Origin of the sequence: Pseudomonas sp. EL_65y_Pfl2_R96 (genome assembly GCF_963970905.1) — a bacterium.
In the GTDB taxonomy this organism is placed as follows: domain Bacteria; phylum Pseudomonadota; class Gammaproteobacteria; order Pseudomonadales; family Pseudomonadaceae; genus Aquipseudomonas.
Map to the genome: position 1 here is coordinate 68,553 of NZ_CAXAQH010000021.1, position 19,633 is coordinate 88,185.

Genomic DNA, 19,633 nt, shown 5'->3' on the forward strand with positions numbered 1-19,633 from the left:
CAAAATCCGTCCCAGAAACATTAAAAATACCGTCGGCGGACGGACCTTCCTTATAATTTTTTAAGCAAGTACCACTTTGGACTGTGGCTCTATTACTAGCTCGAACTCTTCGGCCACTGATGAGAAAATTTTCTGCGTTTTGCCGTCACTTCCTGTAACACCAGTAATGATCTTTCCTGAGGCGGTCTTCAACGTGTACTCAACCCCAGCCAACGGCTTCCCGGTGTCCTGGCAATTGATCACAAAGTGCTCGTTAAACGGCCACTGAATCTCCACCGGCAACGGCGCCACAAACGGCACCGGCGAATGCGAGTTCCCGATAATCACCGTCGAAGACCCAGCCGTAACCTTATTGCCATGAGTACCAACAGAACCCACCGTTGCCGCCGACTTACCATTGATCAAAACAGTGGTCGCAAGGTCGCCAACCAACGCGCCACCGCACGCCGAGGCATCGCCTTGGCTGGCAGCTGCGAGGCCATCGAAGAACACGTCGCCTGACCCGGCGACGATCGGGTTGGTGCCGTGGCCGGGGAGCGGGCAAGCGGTGGGGTCGGTGACGCGTGCTGCGGGTTTTCCTGACATGGGGCTCTCCTTAATCGACCTTGGCTTGACGACTGTTCATTGCTCAACCACACACTGGAATTTTCCAGCCCTCGTAACCCGTCGCTGTCGGATAGATCGCATGAGCGTTTACCCATTGCGCCCGTTCATCCGTCGTGAATTCGTTCTGCCAGATCAACCATTCAGACGACTTCAACAACGTGCCGTCTTTTGCATACACCCTGAAAAAGGCTTCACTGGTGAAAAGACGGAAGATCTTTCCGGGGATGCCCAGAGCCGAATACTGCGGAATGTAGGAATTGATGTAACAAGTCCCAGGCTCGTTCCAGACTGTGGAGTACACGTGAGCGAGCCTTGAAGCCGTCACTTTCATGTAGCAGGCAGCCAACATCAGGGCAGCGGCAGTCAGGGCGATCAGCAGCAAAGCGCGGCGCACGATCATTGCCAACGTACTTAGAACCCTCAATCGCATATCCCTAGTTCACCTTCACTTGACCGCTGCCATCCAGGCGCGCGGCAAAACTGACCTGACGCTTGAAACCATCAACTTCCAGCAAGCCTTCGATGCTGAAGGACAGGCGAAGCTGATCGTTGTCACGCGGCAGGGAGATGACACGCACGTTGCTCAGGCGCGGTTCGTAGGCTTCGATGAAGCTTTCGATGGCCAGGCGGGCCTGACTCAGGGAGTCGTGCAGGCTCAGGCGCATGTCATTGAGATCGGGTAGCCCGTAATCGGACAGCGTTTGCACGCTGCCCGCACGGGTGCTGAGCATCTTGGCCAGATGGGCAGCCACCGACGCCATGGCGGAAACCTCGCGGCTCCAGCCGACGCGTTTGTCCGCGTCGCCACCCAGGCGTTCGAAAAGGCTGCCGTATCCAGTCATGAGTCGCTCCGCTTACTCTTTATCCAGCTTGCCAACCAGCGACAGGGTGAAATCGGCACCCATGTACTTGAAGTGCGGGCGCACGTTCAGGCTGACGCGGTACCAGCCCGGCTCGCCTTCAACATCGCTGACGATGATTTGGGCTGCGCGCAGTGGACGACGGCCACGGACTTCGGCGCTCGGGTTTTCCTGGTCGGCCACGTACTGGCGGATCCACTTGTTGAGTTCCAGCTCGAGGTCGGTACGTTCTTTCCACGAACCGAGTTGCTCGCGCTGCAGCACTTTCAAGTAGTGAGCCAGGCGGTTGACGATCATCATGTACGGCAGTTGGGTGCCGAGCTTGTAGTTCAGCTCTGCGGCCTTGCCTTCAGCGCTGATGCCGAAGAACTTCGGCTTCTGCACCGAGCTTGCGGAGAAGAACGCCGCGTTGTCGGAGCCTTTACGCATGGTCAGGGAGATGAAACCTTCCTCGGCCAGTTCGTATTCACGACGGTCGCTGACCAGTACTTCGGTCGGGATCTTGGTTTCGATTTCGCCCATGCTTTCGAAGTGGTGCAACGGCAGGTCTTCAACCGCGCCACCGCTTTGCGGGCCGATGATGTTCGGGCACCAGCGGAATTTGGCGAAGCTGTCGGTCAGCTTGGTGCCGAACGCGTAGGCAGTGTTGCCCCACAGGTAGTGTTCGTGGCTGTTGGCGACGGTTTCTTTGTACACGAACGACTTGACCGGGTTTTCTTCCGGGTCGTACGGGTTACGCAGCAGGAAACGCGGCACGGTCAGGCCAACGTAACGGGAGTCTTCCGACTGACGGAAGCTCTGCCATTTGGCGAATTGCGGGCCTTCGAAGTGATCTTTCAGATCTTTCAGGTCCGGCAGACCGGTGAAGCTTTCCAGGCCGAAGAATTTCGGGCCAGCCGCAGCAATGAACGGCGCGTGAGACATGCAGGCTACGCTGGACACGTACTGCATCAGTTTCACGTCCGGCGAGCTTGGGGACATGTAGTAGTTGGCGATGATCGCGCCAACCGGCTGACCACCGAACTGACCGTATTCAGCGGTGTAGATGTGCTTGTACAGGCCCGACTGCATCACTTCCGGCGAATCTTCGAAGTCGTCCAGCAGGTCGTCCTTGGAGACGTTGAGGATTTCGATCTTGATGTTTTCGCGGAAGTTGGTGCGGTCGACCAGCAACTGCAGGCCACGCCATGACGATTCCAGGGACTGGAAGTCCGGGTGGTGCAGGATTTCGTCCATCTGACGGCTGAGCTTGGCATCGATCTCGGCGATCATGCGGTCGACCATGGCCTTTTTGACCGGCTCGCCGTTGTTCTGCGGCTTGAGCAGCTCTTCGATGAACGCCGACACACCGCGTTTGGCGATGTCGTAGGCTTCGTCGTCCGGGGTCAGGCGGGTTTCGGCGATGATGCTGTCGAGAATGCTGTATTCGCCGTTCTCGTTGCTCTTTTGCTGTGCTGCGCTAGTGCTCATTGTGGCTTCCTTGGCTGATAGGGGCTCAGGCGTCCTGGGCTGCGGCGTTCAAGCCCAGCTCACCCAGTACGCGACCGCGGGATTCGTCGTCGGCGAGCACGCCTTCGATGGCTTTGCGGAACGCAGGCGCGTTACCCAGCGGGCCTTTGAGGGCCACCAGCGCGTCGCGCAGTTCCATCAGTTTTTTCAGCTCAGGCACTTGCTCGACCAGCGAGGCCGGGTTGAAGTCCTTCATCGAGTTGACGCGCAGTTGCACGGCCAGCTCTTCAGTGTCGCCTTCTTCCTGAAGACGGTTCGGCACGCTCAGCGTCAGGCTCAGCTCTTGCTTGGCCAGCACTTCGTCGAAGGTCATTTTGTCAATGCTGATCGGCTTGCGATCTTCGACTTTGCGTTCGTCCTTGCGGTGGGTGTAGTCACCGATTGCCAGTAGCTTCAGCGGCAGTTCAATCTCTTCCTGAGCACCGCCGGTGGCGGGTTTGAAGGTGACGTTGATGCGTTCCTTGGGGGCTACCGAGCCTTCTTTGGCCATGGCTTTTCTCCTTGCGGTTGTGGCCCTGGGGCCTATTCGAGTACCACTTCGAGATCGAGGTGGCACAGCCTGCGATAAATCTCTTCCTTGCGTTCACGCACTGCATGGTTCTGCGGTAACAACTCGCAGCAGCTATGCAGCAAATGCAGTACTTCCAGCGCAAGATCGGGCTCCCAGGCGTGCAGGCCTGAGTCCTGTAATGTTTGGTCGAGGGTCTCGAGTTGGGTCTTGGCCAGTTCGTATTTCTTGGCCATGAAGCACAACCGCGCGAGGGCGAACTGCCAGAAGAATCGAACCCGCCCGCCGTGGGCGCTTTGCAGGCCCTGCTTGAGGATTTGCACGGCGGCCTTGAGGCCGTCCTTGCGCAGAATCGGCATGACTTCTTCCAGGGCCACTTCCCAGGCCGGCTGGGTATCGGCGACTTCGACCTTGCGCGGCGCACTGGCGCTTTGCAGGTGCGGCATGACGTGGGCGCCGATCCAGGCGCGTGTGGCCGGATCGGCGAACGGCGCGCCGTCGTGGAAACGCAATTCGATGATGCCGGGCAGGCGCTGAACCAAAAGCGCGAAGTGGATTTCCACTTCGCGCATTGCCATCTCGGCGTTCAGCCCCTGGAGGCATTCCCAGACCATTCGCTGGCCATCGAACCAGAACGGCGCCTTCGCCAGGCTCGCCTCCAGCTCTACCAGCAGATCAGCGTATTTCCCCTGGTCGTAGCGGTCCTGATAGGCCTTGAGTTTGTCCGCCGGCACGCCACGCAGAGCGGTGATCTGTTCGGCGTTGCGCTCGGGCACCGCGTCGATGGGCAACCACAGCAACGTGCGATTGAGGCGCAGGGCGCGCAGGTCGGTGGCTTTCTGTTTGAGCCACCAGGCACACAACGGACGGGCGTTTTCCTGCTGGGCGCGCAGGGCCTTGTGGGCTTCTTTCTCGTTGTCGATCGGCGCGCCGGGGGTGAGCAGCTGGGTCGCGGCCTGCTTGACCTGGGCCACCGCGGCGCCCACCACACCGGGCTCCGGCTGGTTGTCGGCGGCGCGTTGAACCATGTTTTTCAAGCGACGGGAAATCGGCAGCAGCAACGGCGCGTCGTCGCCCAAATGCTCGGTGCACGCGGCGTCGAGGCCTTCCAGATGCTCGACCAGACGGCGGAACATCGGCAGTTGCTCTTTGATCGCGACGTTTTCGTTCAGCACCTGCTCAAGACGCGGCACCAACCAGCTGATGGCAGCGGAGCGAGTGCGGGCCTTGTTCGGGTGAACCTCGGCCCAGTGGTTTTCACAGAGGTGGTGCAACAAACCGAGGCCGGCCAGCAGCCCCTGGAAGGATTCGCGCTGGTACAGCGCCCAGGTCAGCCACGCTCCGACACGCAAATCCTTGGATTGAGTGCGCAGCAGGTTTTCACTGTTTTCGCGGATTTTCAGCCAGTCGATCTGACCGCTTTCGTGCATGGACGAGGCTTTGCCCAGCTCGCTTTCCAACGCCTCATATTCGCTCGAAAAGCGAACGTCCTCGCCCGCGAAATTCTCTTTGGAAACAGAGGCTTTTGCGAGTTCAAGGTAATGGGCGGAAAGTTTGCTTGAGTAGGACATCCATGGCCTTTAATTAGGATTACGGTCATACGGCTCATTGGAGTTGAAATGGAGCCGGACAGTATCAAAGAGCTGCGATGAATCTCATCCAATTGAGTTCATGCTCTTTCAAGGCGCGCATCCTAATCACAATGATGGCCATTAGCAAGCAACCAATAAAACAATAGAACTACGTCTTCGTTATTGCTGTAGGAGATCACCCTATATGCCACAGGGGATCCCCTGACGCCGGCTTTGACCTCCCCAGCTTCGACGCATCGCCCCCGCAACCATTGAGCCAGAGCGGTTCATCAACCCCACCAATCATCACAGGACATTCACGCCCTGAAACGGAACCCAGCATGACAAAAATAAAACATGAAAAATGTAGGAGCTTTCCGAAAAGTTACAGTCATCCATGGACAAGGCGATGACTGAAAATAAGCATAAAAAGTGCCATCATAATGATGGCACTTTTATATTTCAGCAAACTCTACATACATGGAGTTACATAGACCAGCCCATTACCGTGGGCTATTAAGAATCATCTGCCATCCGTTGAGTCACAAAATGCCGGTTCTAGATTAAGTAGTACGAATTAAATCCAAAACACGCAGGCCATCCAGTTTCCACGCATTCGCTTGCTCCGATCAAAGTCAGCCAGTACAGATCGTTCCCATGCTCTGCGTTCCGACTACGCAGAGCGTGAGAATGATCAAGACCTACAGAAACTCAATCAAGCATTCGGGCAAGGCACCGGCGCCCAGTCGCCCAGGTCCGGGTTCTTGCACATGCTGTTGACCTGAGTGGTGCCTGCGCTGGCGACTTGCTTGCTTTCCGCCTGTTTGGCTTGTGCGGTCTGCAAGGTTTTCTCGGTGGTGACCGCTTCTTTCGGCACGGTTGGCAGCACCGGTTTCTTCGCCGGTTTCACCGCTTTTTTGCTCTTGGTCGGCGTCACGACCGGGGTGGTTTCTGCGGACGCCACGGTGACCACGTCGGTGCGCTGCACGCCTACTTGCTGCAGGTCTTTTTCGTAGGCCTGGGTGTAGTTGTTCAGGTCTTCGCTGGCTTTACCGTTAACCGCGACGATCAGGTCGTTGGACTCTTTGAGGCCCGCGACGATTTCTGCCAGACGCTTGCGGCCCTCGGTGTCGTTGACGGTCTTGGCCTTGCGGTCGGTGACCAGTTTGGTAAACGCATTCTGGTAGCACTGCTGCGAAGCCTTGGCGTACGCGGTGCTGCGGTCGATGTCGGCGGAACTTTTGTTGACGTCGGAGGCGTAGGACGCGATGCGCTGGTTGTCATCGGCGATCTGCTTCTGACGCTCGTTGTAATAACCGACCGCGCCGCCTGCCAGGGCACCGCCCGCTGCACCGATGGCGGCGTTGCGGCCACGGTTCTCGGAATCGACCAAGGCACCCAGCAGTGCACCGCCGACAGCGCCGACGGCCGCGCCGGTGACAACTGACTTGGTCATGTTCGAATCGGTGGCACGCAGGTGCTGTACCGGCTCGTAGCAGTTGGGGTAGTACTCGACCTTGGTGCTCGAGGCGACCTTGGAGGTCGGCGACGTGGCGCAACCGGTCAGTACGGTGCTGAAGCCGACGGCCATCAGCAACAAGTGACGCTTGGAAAGCGAAGCAAAAGATTTACGGGAGGAAAGCATAGTTGTGTTCTCTTTTAAGTTTGACCAGCTCAGCACGACCCACCGCCGCCTGAGTCCCTTCCAAGCTCGCTATACAACGAACGATCATGACCGCTGGGCGTTCGATGCGAGCAATTCCTTCAATATCGCCGCCGGATCGGCTCGTCGTTGCTGACGATAGTCATCGACATGGCGAACGAACAACGTTGCGCGCGTGACCAGGCTCTTGCCCAGTACCGGCTTGCGCTCCAACTCTTCCTTGATGCGTTGAAACTGCGCCTGGATCACGGCATCGGTGTAGCGCGTGCCGGTCGCCAGGTTGTCGATGTAGATCGCCACCGCGCCGTCCAGCGCGCTGCGGCCATTGTCGATGGCGGTAGCGAACAGCTTGGCGCTGACCTCGTCCTTGGCGTCCACGGCCTGCTGGCGACTCTTCTGCAAATTGGTCAGGCGAATGTTGTAGTTGTTGACGGTCTCGGCCACCAGGGCCGCCGACTGGATCAGGTTGCCGGCCGCTTCCTCGCGCTGCTGGGCGATGAGCGAGACGTTGCGCTTGAGCTCTTCGTTGACCAGCCCCAGCTCGGCTTGCAAGCGCGGATCGACGCTGGCAGCAATGATGCTGTCCAGGCGTTTGGTCGGGTCCTGGGCGCCGTCGATCGCATCGGTCAGCGAAGCCAGCCGACCTTCTTTCTGCCATTGGGCAAACAGTTCCTTGTAGCGCGAACGTGGCGCCGACAACGCGCCAATCGCGACCCGGAACCCGGTGGTTTCGTTGTTTTGCTCGGTGCCGTCGGCGGCGAACAGCGGGTACTCGCGGCGCATCCCGGTGAACAAGGTGCCCTCGCCTTCCAGGTAATTGCCGCCCTTGACCACAAAGCCCCCGTAGGTGCCCTGGCGGCGTCCGGCGTGCACGAGCTGGAAGGACTCCTGGACCATCTCGGCGGCATTGCCGATCACGTCGAACAGGCCGATGGGGTTTGCCAGCTTGGTACCGATCGGCATCAGCCGCGCGGCCTGGCCGGTGCCGCCGGCGACCTGATTGAAGACTGCCCAGTCCGCCAGTGGCCCATCGCTTTCGCTGCCCTCCAGACGCCGGGGAAACAGGCGCCCTTCCAGGTCCTGACGGCTGACGGCCTGCCCGCCACGGGCAGCAAATTCCCATTCGACCTCGGTCGGCAAACGCACAAAACCCAGCCCGCCCTCTTCCGCCGAGGTGCCGCGACCGCTCACCGGTAGCAGGTCCTTGTGGTATTTCATCAGCCAGGCGCTGTACACCGCCGAGAAGCGTTCGGCCTCGAATCGCGACAACTTCACCTTGGGCAAACGCCCGGCCATGCCTTGCGGCGCCTCGGCTTGCAAGGCCTCGCAGGCCGGCGCCGGCTCGCCGCTGGCCAACGATTGAGCCTGGGCCATGACCTGGGCGTATTGGCGGGCGGTAACTTCGTATTTGCCGATGAAATAGAGCATCGGTTTGAGTGGTGTCTTGGTGTCTGTCTTGGGCATCAACGGCGTGATGGTCTTGCCCCAATCCTTGGGCAGATCCTTGAGGGTGAACTGGCCATTGATGAAGTCCCGGCGATAACCTGAAATGAACGACTGTTGATAACCGGCCTCGCCTTCGCTGAACGGGTAACCGAGGCTGATCTCGCGGTCGTCCAGAGCGCCCTGGGCCAGGATGTAGACGTAACGGAACACCATCTGCCCTTCGCACGGCAGCGGCAGGCTGACGTCGTCGGGCAACGGCTTGGGGTTGTCCAGTTTGTCGGTGCTTTCATCAGCCCAGACCATGCCGGCCAGGCTCAGCGCCACGGCGGCGCCCAGTAACTTATACATCTCGGATTCCTTCAAACGCCTGGATACGCGCCACTCGCCAGCCACCACAGACCGCCGCCACGGCGCTGACGCCGAGCACGGCCACCAGGGCCAACGCGTAGTGACGCGCCAGCAGATGACTGGCGTACTCGCCCGGCATCTGCGCAAATAAATGGTTCAGACCTGATTGCGCCAGGCCATACAGCCCGGCACTCAACAGGGCGGCAAGGCAGGCGCTGTACAGCGCCTGCACCACCACAAACAAAAGCAACGCCGCCGTGGAAAACCCCAGCAGACGCAACACCGACAACGCTCGACGCTTGCGCTCGACCGCCGCCAGCGCGCCGGCAAAAATCGCCGCGAACGCTCCCGCCACGGCCAATCCGGCAATGATCCAGAACACAATGGACAGGTTGCGGCTCAGTGATTGCACCTGGGCGATGGTCTGGGCCTGGGTCGAGACCAGCAGATTCTGCGCAGCGAAGTACTGACGCAGTGGCTCGACATCCTTGAGGCTGCGGGCGTAAAGACGAAACGCCGGATACACCCGTTGCTCCGTCACGCCCACCGCATCACCTGGCCAACCGAACGCCGGCACGGCGCGGCCGTCCCGGTAATCTTCAGCCGCTTCCAGTAACGTCAATGAGGCGAACAATCCGTCCCGGGCGAAGGCCTCCAGCGGCAGAACGTGCAGCACCTGGACGCGAGTGCGCTGCGCCTCGCCGCGACCGGCCACCTGCCGGCCGAAACTGGCCTGCAGCCAATCACCGGCCTTGGCCCCGAGTTTTTCGGCGGCGGTCTGGCTGAGCAGCACCTGATCCAGCCCTGGGGGCACCGGCAGATTGCCGAGCAAGGGGTCGTTGGCGGCGGTGGGGATCATTTCGACGGTCACCGTCGAAGCGCCAGCGGTCAGATCCGTCGTCGCGGCAATCTGCCGGGTGCGCGGCAAAGCGAAAGCCACGTCGCTGCGCCGGCTCAATTGTTCGATAAACGCGGCACTGAATCGGCCGCCGCCCAAGGGAATGATTTCCCGGGTGGCCGGGTCGTTTTCCAGGCGCTCGGTCAAACTGCTGACCAGGCCGAATTTCAAGCCGAACAGCACCAGCAGCGGTGCGACCACCGCCACCAGCGCCAGTACCGAACAGGCCGACAGCCATGCATCGTTGCGGTAATCCTGCCAGGCCAGGGAAACCACCAGCGCATTACGCATCAGCAGCCTCCCCGAGGGTGGCGGTGACACCGCCATCGACGTCGCGATGACAACTGATGCGCCGCACCTGCAAACCGCTGGCGCGGGCCAGTGACTCGTCGTGAGTGGCGACGACGCAGCACACGCCGTGTTCGCGGGCCTGGGTCACCAGTAACTGCATCACGCGCTCCGCGTTCAGCGGATCGAGGGCGGCGGTCGGTTCATCGGCCAACAGCAGACGCGGCCCATGGGCCAGGGCCCGGGCGCAACTCACCCGTTGTCGTTGGCCGACAGACAAGTCGCCCGGCCTTTTGCCCAGTTGATCAGCGATATCCAGTGCCCCGGCCAGGCGATCCACGCTACCGTCGTCTTTCAAGCCAAGCAGTTTTCGCGACAGGTCAATGTTGCCGCGCACGTCCAGAAAATCCAGCAGGCCACCGGTTTGCAGCACGTAGCCCAAGTGCCGGCTGCGCAAGTCCGCCAAGGCACTTTGCGCATCTGCGCGCCACAGCCCGGTAATGTCTGTCCTGGTTTGGCCGGGCGCAAAATCAAACTGTCCGGCCTGATCCGGAGCCAGCACCAGCGCCAGCAAATCCAGCAACGTGCTTTTGCCACAGCCACTGGGACCGACCACCGCCAATTGTTCACCGGCACGCAGTTGCAGCCGTGGAATCACCAGGCTGTAGCGCTGGCTGCCGGCGCCTCGGCTTTTGTGCACTGCGCTCATGTTCAGCATCACGGCAGCGTCGACAATGGAACGCGGTACAAGGCATCACCCGGTTCGGCGTCGCCGAAACGCACCCAGTTAGCCAGGTCGTTGTGGAAGGTTTCGTAGAGGCGGATCTTCGAGTCCAGCTCGTCGATAAAGTCTTCCTGCTCGGCCACGCTCAGGGAAAGCCACAAGTCCTGAGTCATGTTCAGCGACTTGCTGCGATAGGGCAGCCCTTCCAGGTACTCACCCAGAACCCCGCCATCAGCCAGGTTGCCGCCCTTGCGCAAGGCCGAAGGGTCGCGGCTCATGTAGGCACTGGCGCTGGCGATTTCCTGGAAGAAATTCTTCGGCGAGGTCTGGGTCTTGCGGGCGGCATCGACGATCAGCTTCAGCGATTGCTGCAAGTCGTTGAGCTGCAACTTGGTCAACATCACGCACACCTGGAACGCCGGCAGTGTCGGGTTGGTCAGGTCGCGGTCGGCGGTCCAGGCGCTGACCAGTTGCGGCGCCTGGCTGGCGGCTTTACGCCCCAGGAAGTCCATGTGCATCGCGTAGCCGACAGCCGCCGACTTGTCGGTCAGGCTCGGTGCGGCGCTCAGCAGCGGCACGGTTTGCGGCTTGCCGCTGCGCACCTGATGCACCAGGTCGGCAAACACCGAACCGATCTCATCCACCCGCTCACCGAACTTGCGCACATCGGCGCCCGGCACCGGAATGTACAGGTCGCCGATCTGCGGGTTGGCGTCGGCGGTCAGGGTGCGGTACTGGCTTTGCGCACCGTCATGGGTTTTCTTGCCGGCATCGCTAAGCAAGTGCAAGGCGTAGATCTTGATCTGCTTGCCCAGCGCGGCCTGGCGCACTTCGGCCTCGTTCATTTGCGTGGCGGCATAGGGGTCGTTCTTGCGCAAGGCACCGGCATCGGTGACCAACAGAATCAGGCGCCCGCCATAGCCGGACCAGTCCATGCCCTCGACCGCTTCCATCACGCCGGCAAACGCATCTTCGTTGAACGAATGGCTCGAGACCGTGGACGCCTTGACCTGCCGCGCCAGGTCCATGAAGCGCTGCGGGTCGCGGCCCTGTTCCAGGGTGATCAAGGTTTTGGCGACGTATTCCAGGCCCGGGGTTTTCTGGATGCTGCTGCGAAACCCCACCAGGCCAAAGCTGACACTGTCCAGCTCGCCCCGCTCGGCGATGCGGGTTTGCAGTTGGTGTACGACGTCGCGGACCTGATCGATGTAGGGCTGCATGGACACGGTGGTGTCAACGACCAACACCACGGCGGTGCGGAACGCGTCGGCGTTAGCAGTAGTGATTGGTGTGTTGTTGGCAGCGGCCTTCGGAGCATTACCGGGGTCGATGGACGCCACATTCAGCAACTGCACCGGCTGGCCGTTTTCGTCGAAACTCTCGCGCGAATCGAAGATCGGCAACAGGTAAAACTGATTCTGCGGCACCGCACTGGCGGCCGGTTCCAGGGCCAGCACCCGCTGGTTGTCTTCGCGATTCTGCTGGGCCTTGAGCAACAGGTTTTTGGCGGCCGACGGATCGGCCAGCAGCTTCTCCACGTCACCGGGCTGACGCAGGAACATCACCGGCGCACGGCCGGAGCGTTCGGTGAACTTGAGCACCAGGCTTTGCTTCCAGTCGCTGACTTGTGCGGCCGGCAACCAGCCGTCACTGCGCCCGTCGGTGGCGACGCCAACACGCAGCCACGGGCTGCCATCAACCTCTTTGCGCTCATAGACGTAAAGCACGGAAAACGCCGGCAAGGCCTTGCCAGGTGTGGCTCCCGGGTCGCTGGCGTATTTCGCCCCCGGCTTGCTGAGTACCCGCTGGAACAAGGTTTTTTTGCCGGCCATCAACAGCGGACGCTGACCGCCATCGACCTCCGTCGCCACCGGGGGATTGACGGGTGGCGCCACGGCCGGCGGCGGACTGACCGGCGGCGCTGAAACCACCGGCACCTTGGCGTCGGTTTCGACGTCACCGGACAGCCACCAATAACCCGCGCCGCCCAAGGCCAGCGCCACGACCACCGCGACGGCGGCGAGTGCGAACACCGGCCCCTTGCGCTGCTCCGAGACCATGGACGGCGGCGGCTGCACAGTCGGCGGAACAGGCTTGGGTCGAGGTTGTGGCTGCGCGGGGCCGGTCGGTATATCGATGGACACCGGCGTCAGCCCCGCCAGGTCATTGCTCACCGCAATCGGCAATACCGGTATTGGCAATGGCCGGATCGTGGTCGCTTCAACCGATTCCCGAGGCAGATTATCCAGCGCCTGCAACAGCGCCGCTGCATTCGGGAAACGGTCGGCCGGATCCTTGGCCAGCAGCTTGCGCAGCACCTCTTGATAGCGGCCGTGGTGCACCGGCAGCTCCGGCAACGGTTCGGTCAAATGCGCCAGGGCCGTGGAGAGCGCGTCGTTGCCGGTATACGGCAGTTTGCCGACGAGGATTTCGTAGAGCACCACGCCCAAGGCATAAAGATCGGCCCGGCCGTCAATATCCTGGCCACGCGCCTGTTCCGGGCTCATGTAGCTGGGGGTACCGACGGCGAAACCGGCCTGGGTGAACTGGGTGCGGTCGTCCATGGACTTGGCGATACCGAAGTCCGAGAGCACCGCCGTGCCATCGGCACGGAACAGAATGTTCGCCGGTTTGACGTCGCGATGAACCAGCCCCAGCCCATGGGCATAGCCCAGGGCCGAAGCGATCTGGCGGATGTAGATCAGGCCCTGTTCTGGCGTCAGGCCGGCGGCGATGCGCTCCTTGAGCGTGCCGTTGGGCAGGTATTCCATGGCCATGTAATACAGCTCACCGACATGGCCGATGTCATGGATGGTGACCGTATGCGGGTGCGACAGGCGCGCCAGGGTTTTGCCTTCGCGCAGGAAGCGCTCGCAGAAACTCGGGTCGGCCGCCAGCGCGGCGGCCATGACCTTCAGCGCCACCTTGCGCTCCAGCGAGCGCTGGGTCGCCAGGTAAACGCTGGCCATGGCGCCTTCGCCGATCTCGCCGTCGATGTCGTAGCCGGGGATCAGAATGTTCAGGGTGGAATTCATGACGGCACCTTCACGACGATGACGGTGATGTTGTCCGGAGCGCCGCGCATCAGGCCCAGAGACACCAGGCTGCTGGCGATTTCCCCGGGCTCGTCGTGGCTCAGCACCTCGCGGATCTCATGATCTTCAACCGTTTTGTTCAGCCCGTCGCTGCACAACAGGTAACTGTCGCCGGGCCTCAATAGCAGCTCGACCATCGCCAGCTCCAGTTGCGCCTCGACCCCGATGGCGCGGGTGACAATATTGGCCCGTGGATGCACCCGGGCTTCAGCTTCGCTGAGCAGGCCGCTGTCCTGCAGATCCTGAACGTAACTGTGGTCCCGCGAGATGCGTTTGAGTCGGCCGTCACGCAGGCGATACAAGCGACTGTCACCCGCCCACAGGCATACCCCGCGCAAGTCACGCGCCGCCATCACCACCACTGTGCTGCCCATCATGGTCACGCCGCGGTTGGCGGTCTCTTCACGCACGGCGGCGTTGACCCGCAGCAGGTCGGCTTTCAGCGCGGCGGCGTATTCATCCAGCGAGCGGCCCACGGCAATGCTACGCAGACTGTCGACGATCAGACTGCTGACGTAGTCGCCCGCCGCGTGCCCGCCCATGCCATCGGCGACCACCCACAGGCCGTTTTCCGGCCGGTCCAGGCAAGCATCTTCGTTAACCTGGCGGACCATACCGACATGGCTCTTGCTTGCAGATTTGAACGTCTTTCCAACGCTTGAACACATCTACACAACACCTTCTTGGCCGAGCAAAAATTGCGCAAAATCAGCGGCGGCCGGCAGGCCCTGGCACCGCAATAAAGCGGGAGCGATACGCTCCGAACCCTGGCCCCACCACAGGCTTGCGCCTTCGCAGGCCAGTTCGGCTAGCGCGGTCATTCGCGCCTTCGGATTAGTGGCATCAAAGCAATGCAGGCCGGCAAAACGGCTGCTTGGCGCGCGACGCAGATACGCCGGGCTGCCCAGCGCTTCCAGTCCTGCACCGAAAGCTTCGAAGCTCGCCTCCACGCTCAACGTGCTCAACATCAATTGCTCAACCTGCTCAAACCAGGCATCCGAGCCGCCCACCACCGATGCCGGATCAGCGTCGTGATCCAGCAGCACCGCGACGGTCAGCGGAAAATACCGGCCAACCCGATCGATGCTCGGCATCACCACCCCAACGGCGGCCTGCGGCCCACATACACCGGGCCCGACCATAAAGCGCCACAGCGGACTGACCAGATAGGCATCCAGCCAACGGTCCCCGAGGCTCTGGCTGGCGAGCAGGCCCGCCGCCAGCCACGAATCCCAGGGGCCGATAAAACTCTGCGGCAAGCCACGGCTGACAAAGTCCCCGCGACTGGCCAGTTTTCCATAGAAGCCCGGCGTGCTCATAAACGCTCCGGCAGGCTGAAACCGCTGAGCACACGGCTCTTGAACGGGTTGAAGGCGCTGTTGGCCCGCAACTCATAAGAGACGCTGGCGCCGTCGACCCGCAGCCGCAGGTTGAAGCGATCCGGCGAGTTGCCGGCGGTCAGGTCCGATTGCTCCAGCAGGCGGAACCAGGCCCAGGGCCCGTCCAGGGTGATGCCCGAACGACCGCTGGCTGAAGGCGGCATGATCGAGATCCGCACCACGCCGATGCTGCCGGGGTTGGGCCATTGCATGGAGGTGGGGCGGCTCGGGCCGTGGTCGTAGCTCAACTGCTGGCCATCGAGGTCGAGCAAAAACTGGGTAATGGTGGCGTCCATCGCCACTGGCTTGAGTTCGAAGCGCACCATCGGCTGGGTGCCGCCGGAACGGAAAAACGCATCCCGGATGGTCGCTGCCCGCTGGAAGGTTTGCAGTACGCCAGGGGCAATGCCGAGCTTCTGTGCGGCGCCCGGTTGCCAGCGCCAGGCCTGGGTCGAGGTATCCACGTACGGCTGCAGGTATTTGCGGAAGTAGTTGTCCATCACCCCGCCCACGCCGAAGAACTGGCCGAAGTCGTCCAGGGTTGCGTCTCGCGCACTGCCCGGCGACATCGGATAACGCCCGGCCAGGGACTGGCGATAGATGTTCACCACTTCGCTGGTCCAGGCCGCGTTCAGTTGATTGCGTACCCCGCCCATCATGCTGTTAGTGGTGGAGTTGACCACCGACTTGACCAGCCCCTGCACCAGCGGCGGCTGACGTTCGGCGTTGAGGCTGACCCGTGTCGCGGCCGCTGCGGCCTGGTTCTTGGCTTCGCCGAGCAAGGCCTCGCCGCTGGCGCCGACCATGGCGCTGACCTGCACATACAGGGCGTTCATGTCGGCCAGCAGGCCGTCGATGACCGCCGGCTCGCCTTCGTTTTTGCTGACGATGCTGTTGAGTTCGGCAAAATGCGCGGTGACTGGATCGTCACTGGCATCCGGTGTGTTTTGCGTCGCCTGCTCCTGGCCGAGCAAGGTGCCCAAGCGCTCCTTGAGCTTGTCGACCCCACCCTCGACCGGAGCGCCCTTGGCGGCCAGCAGGCGTTCTTCCTGTTGCAGATCGGTTTCCTTCGCCACGGCCACCAGCAGTTTTTTCAACGGCGAGGTCGGGCCGGAAATCACCCGCAGCACATCGGCGGCCTGGGCCACGCTGGTGATCGGCACGAAGTCGATATCAGCCAGCAAGGCGTCCCACTGGCGCTGGTAATCCTGGAAATACAGGCGGCGCACGTCGGCGGCCAGGCTGACGACGTTCTGTTGTTCTGCCTGGTCGCGACCGAGCACCCACTGCTCCTCGGCCAGGGTGCCGGTCTGGTTCAGGCTGGTCAGCAAAAACCCTTGGCGGTAACCCTTGGCCGTGAAGAAGCCGCTCAAGGGTTCGCCCAGGGGCTTGCCGCTCTTGCGGCTGAACACCAGCGCGGCATCACGCCCGGCCGCTTCGTTGATACGAAAGTCCGGGATGCCGTCCGGCAGTTTCTGCCGCTTGACCCGGTCATAGACACGCTGGGCCACCGGCAGTTGCTGCAACTGCCGACGCAGGTCGTCGATCAGGCGCGGGTCCAGACGTGCGGTGGGCGGATGGCGTTCGAACAGTGCCAGCAAGTGCTCCTCCAGGGCCAGACGCTGCTCGGCCGGCAGGTCACGCGGCAGGCTGCGATCCCAGTCCAGGGCGATCCACGCCTTGATGAAGTCGGCATCGTAATGCTCGCTGTCGGCGAGCATCAGGTAGGCCTTCAAGCCTTCGTAAAGGAAGTCCGAATTGCCGCCGCCGTGCAGTTGCTCTTCGATGCGCGTGAGCAAGCGTGGCGCGAAGACCGCGATCAACAGCTTGCGATAGACGCTGCCAGACTCGGCTTCAAGCATGTTGCCCTGATACAGGCCCAGGCCTTCGGCCCAGCTCGGCGCATCGTCGGCCAAGTGCTTGACCGCGTTGAGCAAAGGCAACACCGCGAGCACGTCCCGTTGTGCCGGGCTGAGGTTCTGCACGGCCTGGCCCAGGGGCGCGACTTTCTGATCGACTTGCGCGATATACGCCTGGTTGGCGCGGTAGCTGACCCACCACAAGGTCCCGACCACCAGCACCAGGGCCACGGTCGAGGCCAGAACACCCCGGGCGATCCACTTGCGCCGACGTTCGACTTTCGGGTTGACCCCCACCAGCCCACGCTCGGCAAAGGCCACGGCACTGAAGAGTTTTTCGATGAAGTAACTGCGCCCGGTGCCGTTCTGGCGCGCAAGGTGCTGGCGGTCCAGGTTCATGCTCTGGGCCATGGAGCCAATCAGCCGGTCAATCGGACTGCCTTCCTGGGTGCCGCTGGTGAAATACACCCCGCGCAACAGCACCCGCTCTTCAAAGGCGTTGGGTTTGAATACGCCCTCAAGGAAGCTTTGCAGGCAATCCTTCAACGCGCCGAACTGTTGCGGGAAGCCGTAGATCAGATCGCGCCGCGCCGGGTCGCGTTCCTGTTGCAAACGCTCCACCAAACGATCGTTGAGGCGCTGTTCCAGGCCGGCGAATTCGCTTTGCAGAAGGGCCAGCGGGCTGTCATTGTTTTTACCGTCGTCCAGGGCAAAGGTCATACCCCAGACCTGAGCCCGCTCTTCCTTGCTCAGGGTATCGAAATACTCCATGAACCCTGGCACCAGATCGAGTTTGGTCAACATCAGGTAGATCGGAAAGCGCACGCCCAGTTGCGTGTACAGCTCCTGGATACGCAGGCGGATCGCGGCGGCATGGGCAGCGCGCTCGGCGTCACTGCTCAGAAGCAGGTCGGAGAGGCTGATGGCGATGAACGCACCGTCGATCGGACGCCGGGCCCGCTGTTTTTTCAACAGGCCGAGAAAACCCAGCCACGCGGCTTTATCGACTGTCGCATGGCTGTCCTGGGTGGTGTAGCGCCCGGCGGTGTCGAGCAGCACGGCCTGATCGGTAAACCACCAATCGCAATTGCGCGTGCCACCGACGCCGCGTACCGCTCCGGCGCCCAATTGCGCCGCCAATGGAAAGTGCAGCCCGGAATTGACCAGCGCCGTGGTCTTGCCCGAACCTGGCGGGCCGATGATCACGTACCACGGCAACTCGTAGAGATTGCGCCGCTCGTCACCGCCCAGCTTGGCTTTCTTCAACAGTGCCAAGGCTTCGTCCATGCGCTGGCGCAGGGTTTCGAGTTCCTCAAAGGTAGCGACGCTGGTCGGGTCCGGCGGGGTTTGCGCCGCCAGGCTGCGCATCACTTCGGCGGCCTGACGGCGCGCCTGGATGATGCGAAACAGCCGATAGGCGATCCACACCGCGAACACCAGAATGATCAGCGTCCAGCGCCGGCCTTCGGGCACCAGGAATTCGAGCAGCGGCCCGACAAACCAGATGATCAGGCTCAGGGCGATCAGCCCCAGCAACGGAATGACCCAGCGGATGATAAAACTGAAAAACGCCTTCACTCGACCCCCTCCGCCAACACTGTGATTTCGACCCGACGATTACGCGCGCGGCCCTCTGTTGTAGCGTTCGAGGCCAACGGTTCGGTGTCGCTGCGGCCTTCGGCGCTGAAGCGCTCGGGCTGGCCGGTTTTGGCCGAGAGGATTTGCAGCACCGAAGTGGCACGCGCCTCGGACAAGGCCCAGTTCGATGGAAACCGCAGGGTGGCAATCGGGCGATTGTCGCTGTGGCCGGTCACCCGGACCTGACCCTTGACCTTGCGAATGGCATCGGCGATGCGCAGCATCAGCGGCTGGAAATTGTCGACGATGCTGGCGCTGCCCGAAGCGAATAGCTCATCGCCACGGATGGTCACCACTGAACGGTCAACGGCATCTTCCACGGCCACCCGGCCGGCCTTGATTTCATCGGCGAGGAAGCCCGCCAGGCGGGGACGTTCGATCAGTTTCGGTTGCACCACCGGACGGTCGATGGCCTGCACCGGGATCTCACCCAGTGCATGGATATTTTTAAACACCGGCTCGGCATCGGCGGCCAGTTTCAAGCGCAGGCCGAACAGCAGTGCCAACAGCAACGCCACGCCGATGGCCACGGCGATCCATGGCGGCATGAATTGCGCCAGCCGGTCGCGGGCCACGGTGACGCCGCGCCAATGGGGCGACAGTTCACGCTCATATTCACCACGGGCGCTGCGGATGACCGTACTGGTGCGTTCACGCAAGGCTTCCAGTTGGCTGCGACCGTCGTTGATGACCCGATAGCGCCCTTCGAAACCCAGGCACATGCACAGGTACAACAGCTCCAGCAGATACAAACGTTCGCGGGGGCTTTGCAGGCAATGTTCCAAGAGCAGGAACACCTTCTCGCCGCCCCAGGCTTCGTTGTGCACGGTGATCAGCAGGCTCTGTTTGCCCCAGTCGCTGGCGCCACCCCACGGCGTACTCAACACCGCTTCATCCAGGGCGGTGCACAAGGCGTAACGGGCCAGCAACACATCGTTGCGCACCACACCGGCAGCCTCGGCGCGCTCCTCGAACTGGCGCAGGTAGGCCAGTAATTGCGCCCGTAGGCTCGCCGGCGCCGGGTGGGCAATGGTGTTACGCAAGCGGGTCAGCAAAGCCAGCAACGGGCCAGCGGCGCTCTCCAGAGGGTTGAGACCTTCGGCTTTGCCGATCAAAAGCGGCGCGGCCGGCATCGAAAGCGGCGCGGCCTGGGCGCGACCGGCATCCGGGCGGGCCGGATCGGCGCCACGGCCACCGGGTGTCGGCATGAATTGGGTACGATCGTCGTTGCTCATTGCGGT

15 protein-coding genes are annotated in these 19,633 nt (G+C 61.8%); all 15 read right to left on the minus strand.

Going from position 1 to position 19,633, the window contains the following annotated elements; translation table 11 throughout:
- Nucleotides 1-60: 60 nt before the first annotated feature.
- The 15 genes from AACY49_RS20305 to AACY49_RS20375 all read right to left on the minus strand — a co-directional run bounded on the left by AACY49_RS20305 (nucleotide 61) and on the right by AACY49_RS20375 (nucleotide 19,627).
- Nucleotides 61-585 carry a PAAR domain-containing protein gene (locus AACY49_RS20305; RefSeq protein ID WP_339526003.1) on the minus strand — a complete coding sequence of 175 codons (525 nt, stop codon included), beginning with the start codon at nucleotides 583-585 and terminating at the stop codon, nucleotides 61-63.
- A gap of 43 nt (nucleotides 586-628) precedes the next feature.
- Nucleotides 629-1,006: a hypothetical protein gene (locus AACY49_RS20310; RefSeq protein WP_231669694.1), complete on the minus strand. Its 378-nt coding sequence runs from the start codon at nucleotides 1,004-1,006 to the stop codon at nucleotides 629-631.
- Between the two features lie 34 nt (nucleotides 1,007-1,040).
- Nucleotides 1,041-1,448: a type VI secretion system baseplate subunit TssE gene (gene tssE / locus AACY49_RS20315; RefSeq protein ID WP_007934529.1), complete on the minus strand. Its 408-nt coding sequence runs from the start codon at nucleotides 1,446-1,448 to the stop codon at nucleotides 1,041-1,043.
- A 12-nt stretch (nucleotides 1,449-1,460) separates the two neighbouring features.
- Complete coding sequence (gene tssC, locus AACY49_RS20320) at nucleotides 1,461-2,936, minus strand: type VI secretion system contractile sheath large subunit (RefSeq protein WP_019580436.1); 1,476 nt, start codon at nucleotides 2,934-2,936, stop codon at nucleotides 1,461-1,463.
- Between the two features lie 25 nt (nucleotides 2,937-2,961).
- A complete protein-coding gene (gene tssB / locus AACY49_RS20325) occupies nucleotides 2,962-3,465 on the minus strand; it encodes a type VI secretion system contractile sheath small subunit (RefSeq protein WP_253546010.1) in 504 nt (167 codons plus the stop codon).
- Between the two features lie 32 nt (nucleotides 3,466-3,497).
- Entirely contained in the window at nucleotides 3,498-5,054 is a 1,557-nt protein-coding gene (gene tssA, locus AACY49_RS20330; protein ID WP_258698158.1) for a type VI secretion system protein TssA, read from the minus strand.
- Between the two features lie 715 nt (nucleotides 5,055-5,769).
- On the minus strand, nucleotides 5,770-6,699 hold the full coding sequence (gene tagQ / locus AACY49_RS20335; protein WP_339526012.1) for a type VI secretion system-associated lipoprotein TagQ: 930 nt from the start codon (nucleotides 6,697-6,699) through the stop codon (nucleotides 5,770-5,772).
- 84 nt (nucleotides 6,700-6,783) lie between these two features.
- The gene (locus AACY49_RS20340; RefSeq protein ID WP_445262653.1) at nucleotides 6,784-8,511 is read right to left on the minus strand and encodes a formylglycine-generating enzyme family protein; all 1,728 of its coding nucleotides are present in this window, start codon (nucleotides 8,509-8,511) and stop codon (nucleotides 6,784-6,786) included.
- A complete protein-coding gene (locus AACY49_RS20345; RefSeq protein WP_320392674.1) occupies nucleotides 8,504-9,700 on the minus strand; it encodes an ABC transporter permease in 1,197 nt (398 codons plus the stop codon). The genes AACY49_RS20340 and AACY49_RS20345 overlap by 8 nt, the downstream gene beginning before the upstream one ends.
- Nucleotides 9,693-10,415, minus strand: coding sequence for an ABC transporter ATP-binding protein (locus AACY49_RS20350; RefSeq protein ID WP_258700813.1), 723 nt, complete (start codon nucleotides 10,413-10,415; stop codon nucleotides 9,693-9,695). Before AACY49_RS20350 ends, AACY49_RS20345 begins: the two co-directional genes overlap by 8 nt.
- Nucleotides 10,415-13,456 (minus strand): serine/threonine-protein kinase, encoded by a 3,042-nt coding sequence (locus AACY49_RS20355; protein ID WP_339526014.1) that lies wholly within the window; start codon nucleotides 13,454-13,456, stop codon nucleotides 10,415-10,417. The genes AACY49_RS20350 and AACY49_RS20355 overlap by 1 nt, the downstream gene beginning before the upstream one ends.
- Nucleotides 13,453-14,184 (minus strand): PP2C family protein-serine/threonine phosphatase, encoded by a 732-nt coding sequence (locus AACY49_RS20360; RefSeq protein WP_339526016.1) that lies wholly within the window; start codon nucleotides 14,182-14,184, stop codon nucleotides 13,453-13,455. Before AACY49_RS20360 ends, AACY49_RS20355 begins: the two co-directional genes overlap by 4 nt.
- A complete protein-coding gene (gene tagF / locus AACY49_RS20365) occupies nucleotides 14,185-14,835 on the minus strand; it encodes a type VI secretion system-associated protein TagF (protein ID WP_258698162.1) in 651 nt (216 codons plus the stop codon). It lies immediately after the preceding gene.
- A complete protein-coding gene (tssM, locus tag AACY49_RS20370; RefSeq protein ID WP_339526018.1) occupies nucleotides 14,832-18,332 on the minus strand; it encodes a type VI secretion system membrane subunit TssM in 3,501 nt (1,166 codons plus the stop codon). Before tssM ends, tagF begins: the two co-directional genes overlap by 4 nt.
- Entirely contained in the window at nucleotides 18,329-19,627 is a 1,299-nt protein-coding gene (locus AACY49_RS20375; RefSeq protein ID WP_339526020.1) for a DotU family type VI secretion system protein, read from the minus strand. Before AACY49_RS20375 ends, tssM begins: the two co-directional genes overlap by 4 nt.
- Between the last annotated feature and the right edge of the window lie 6 nt (nucleotides 19,628-19,633).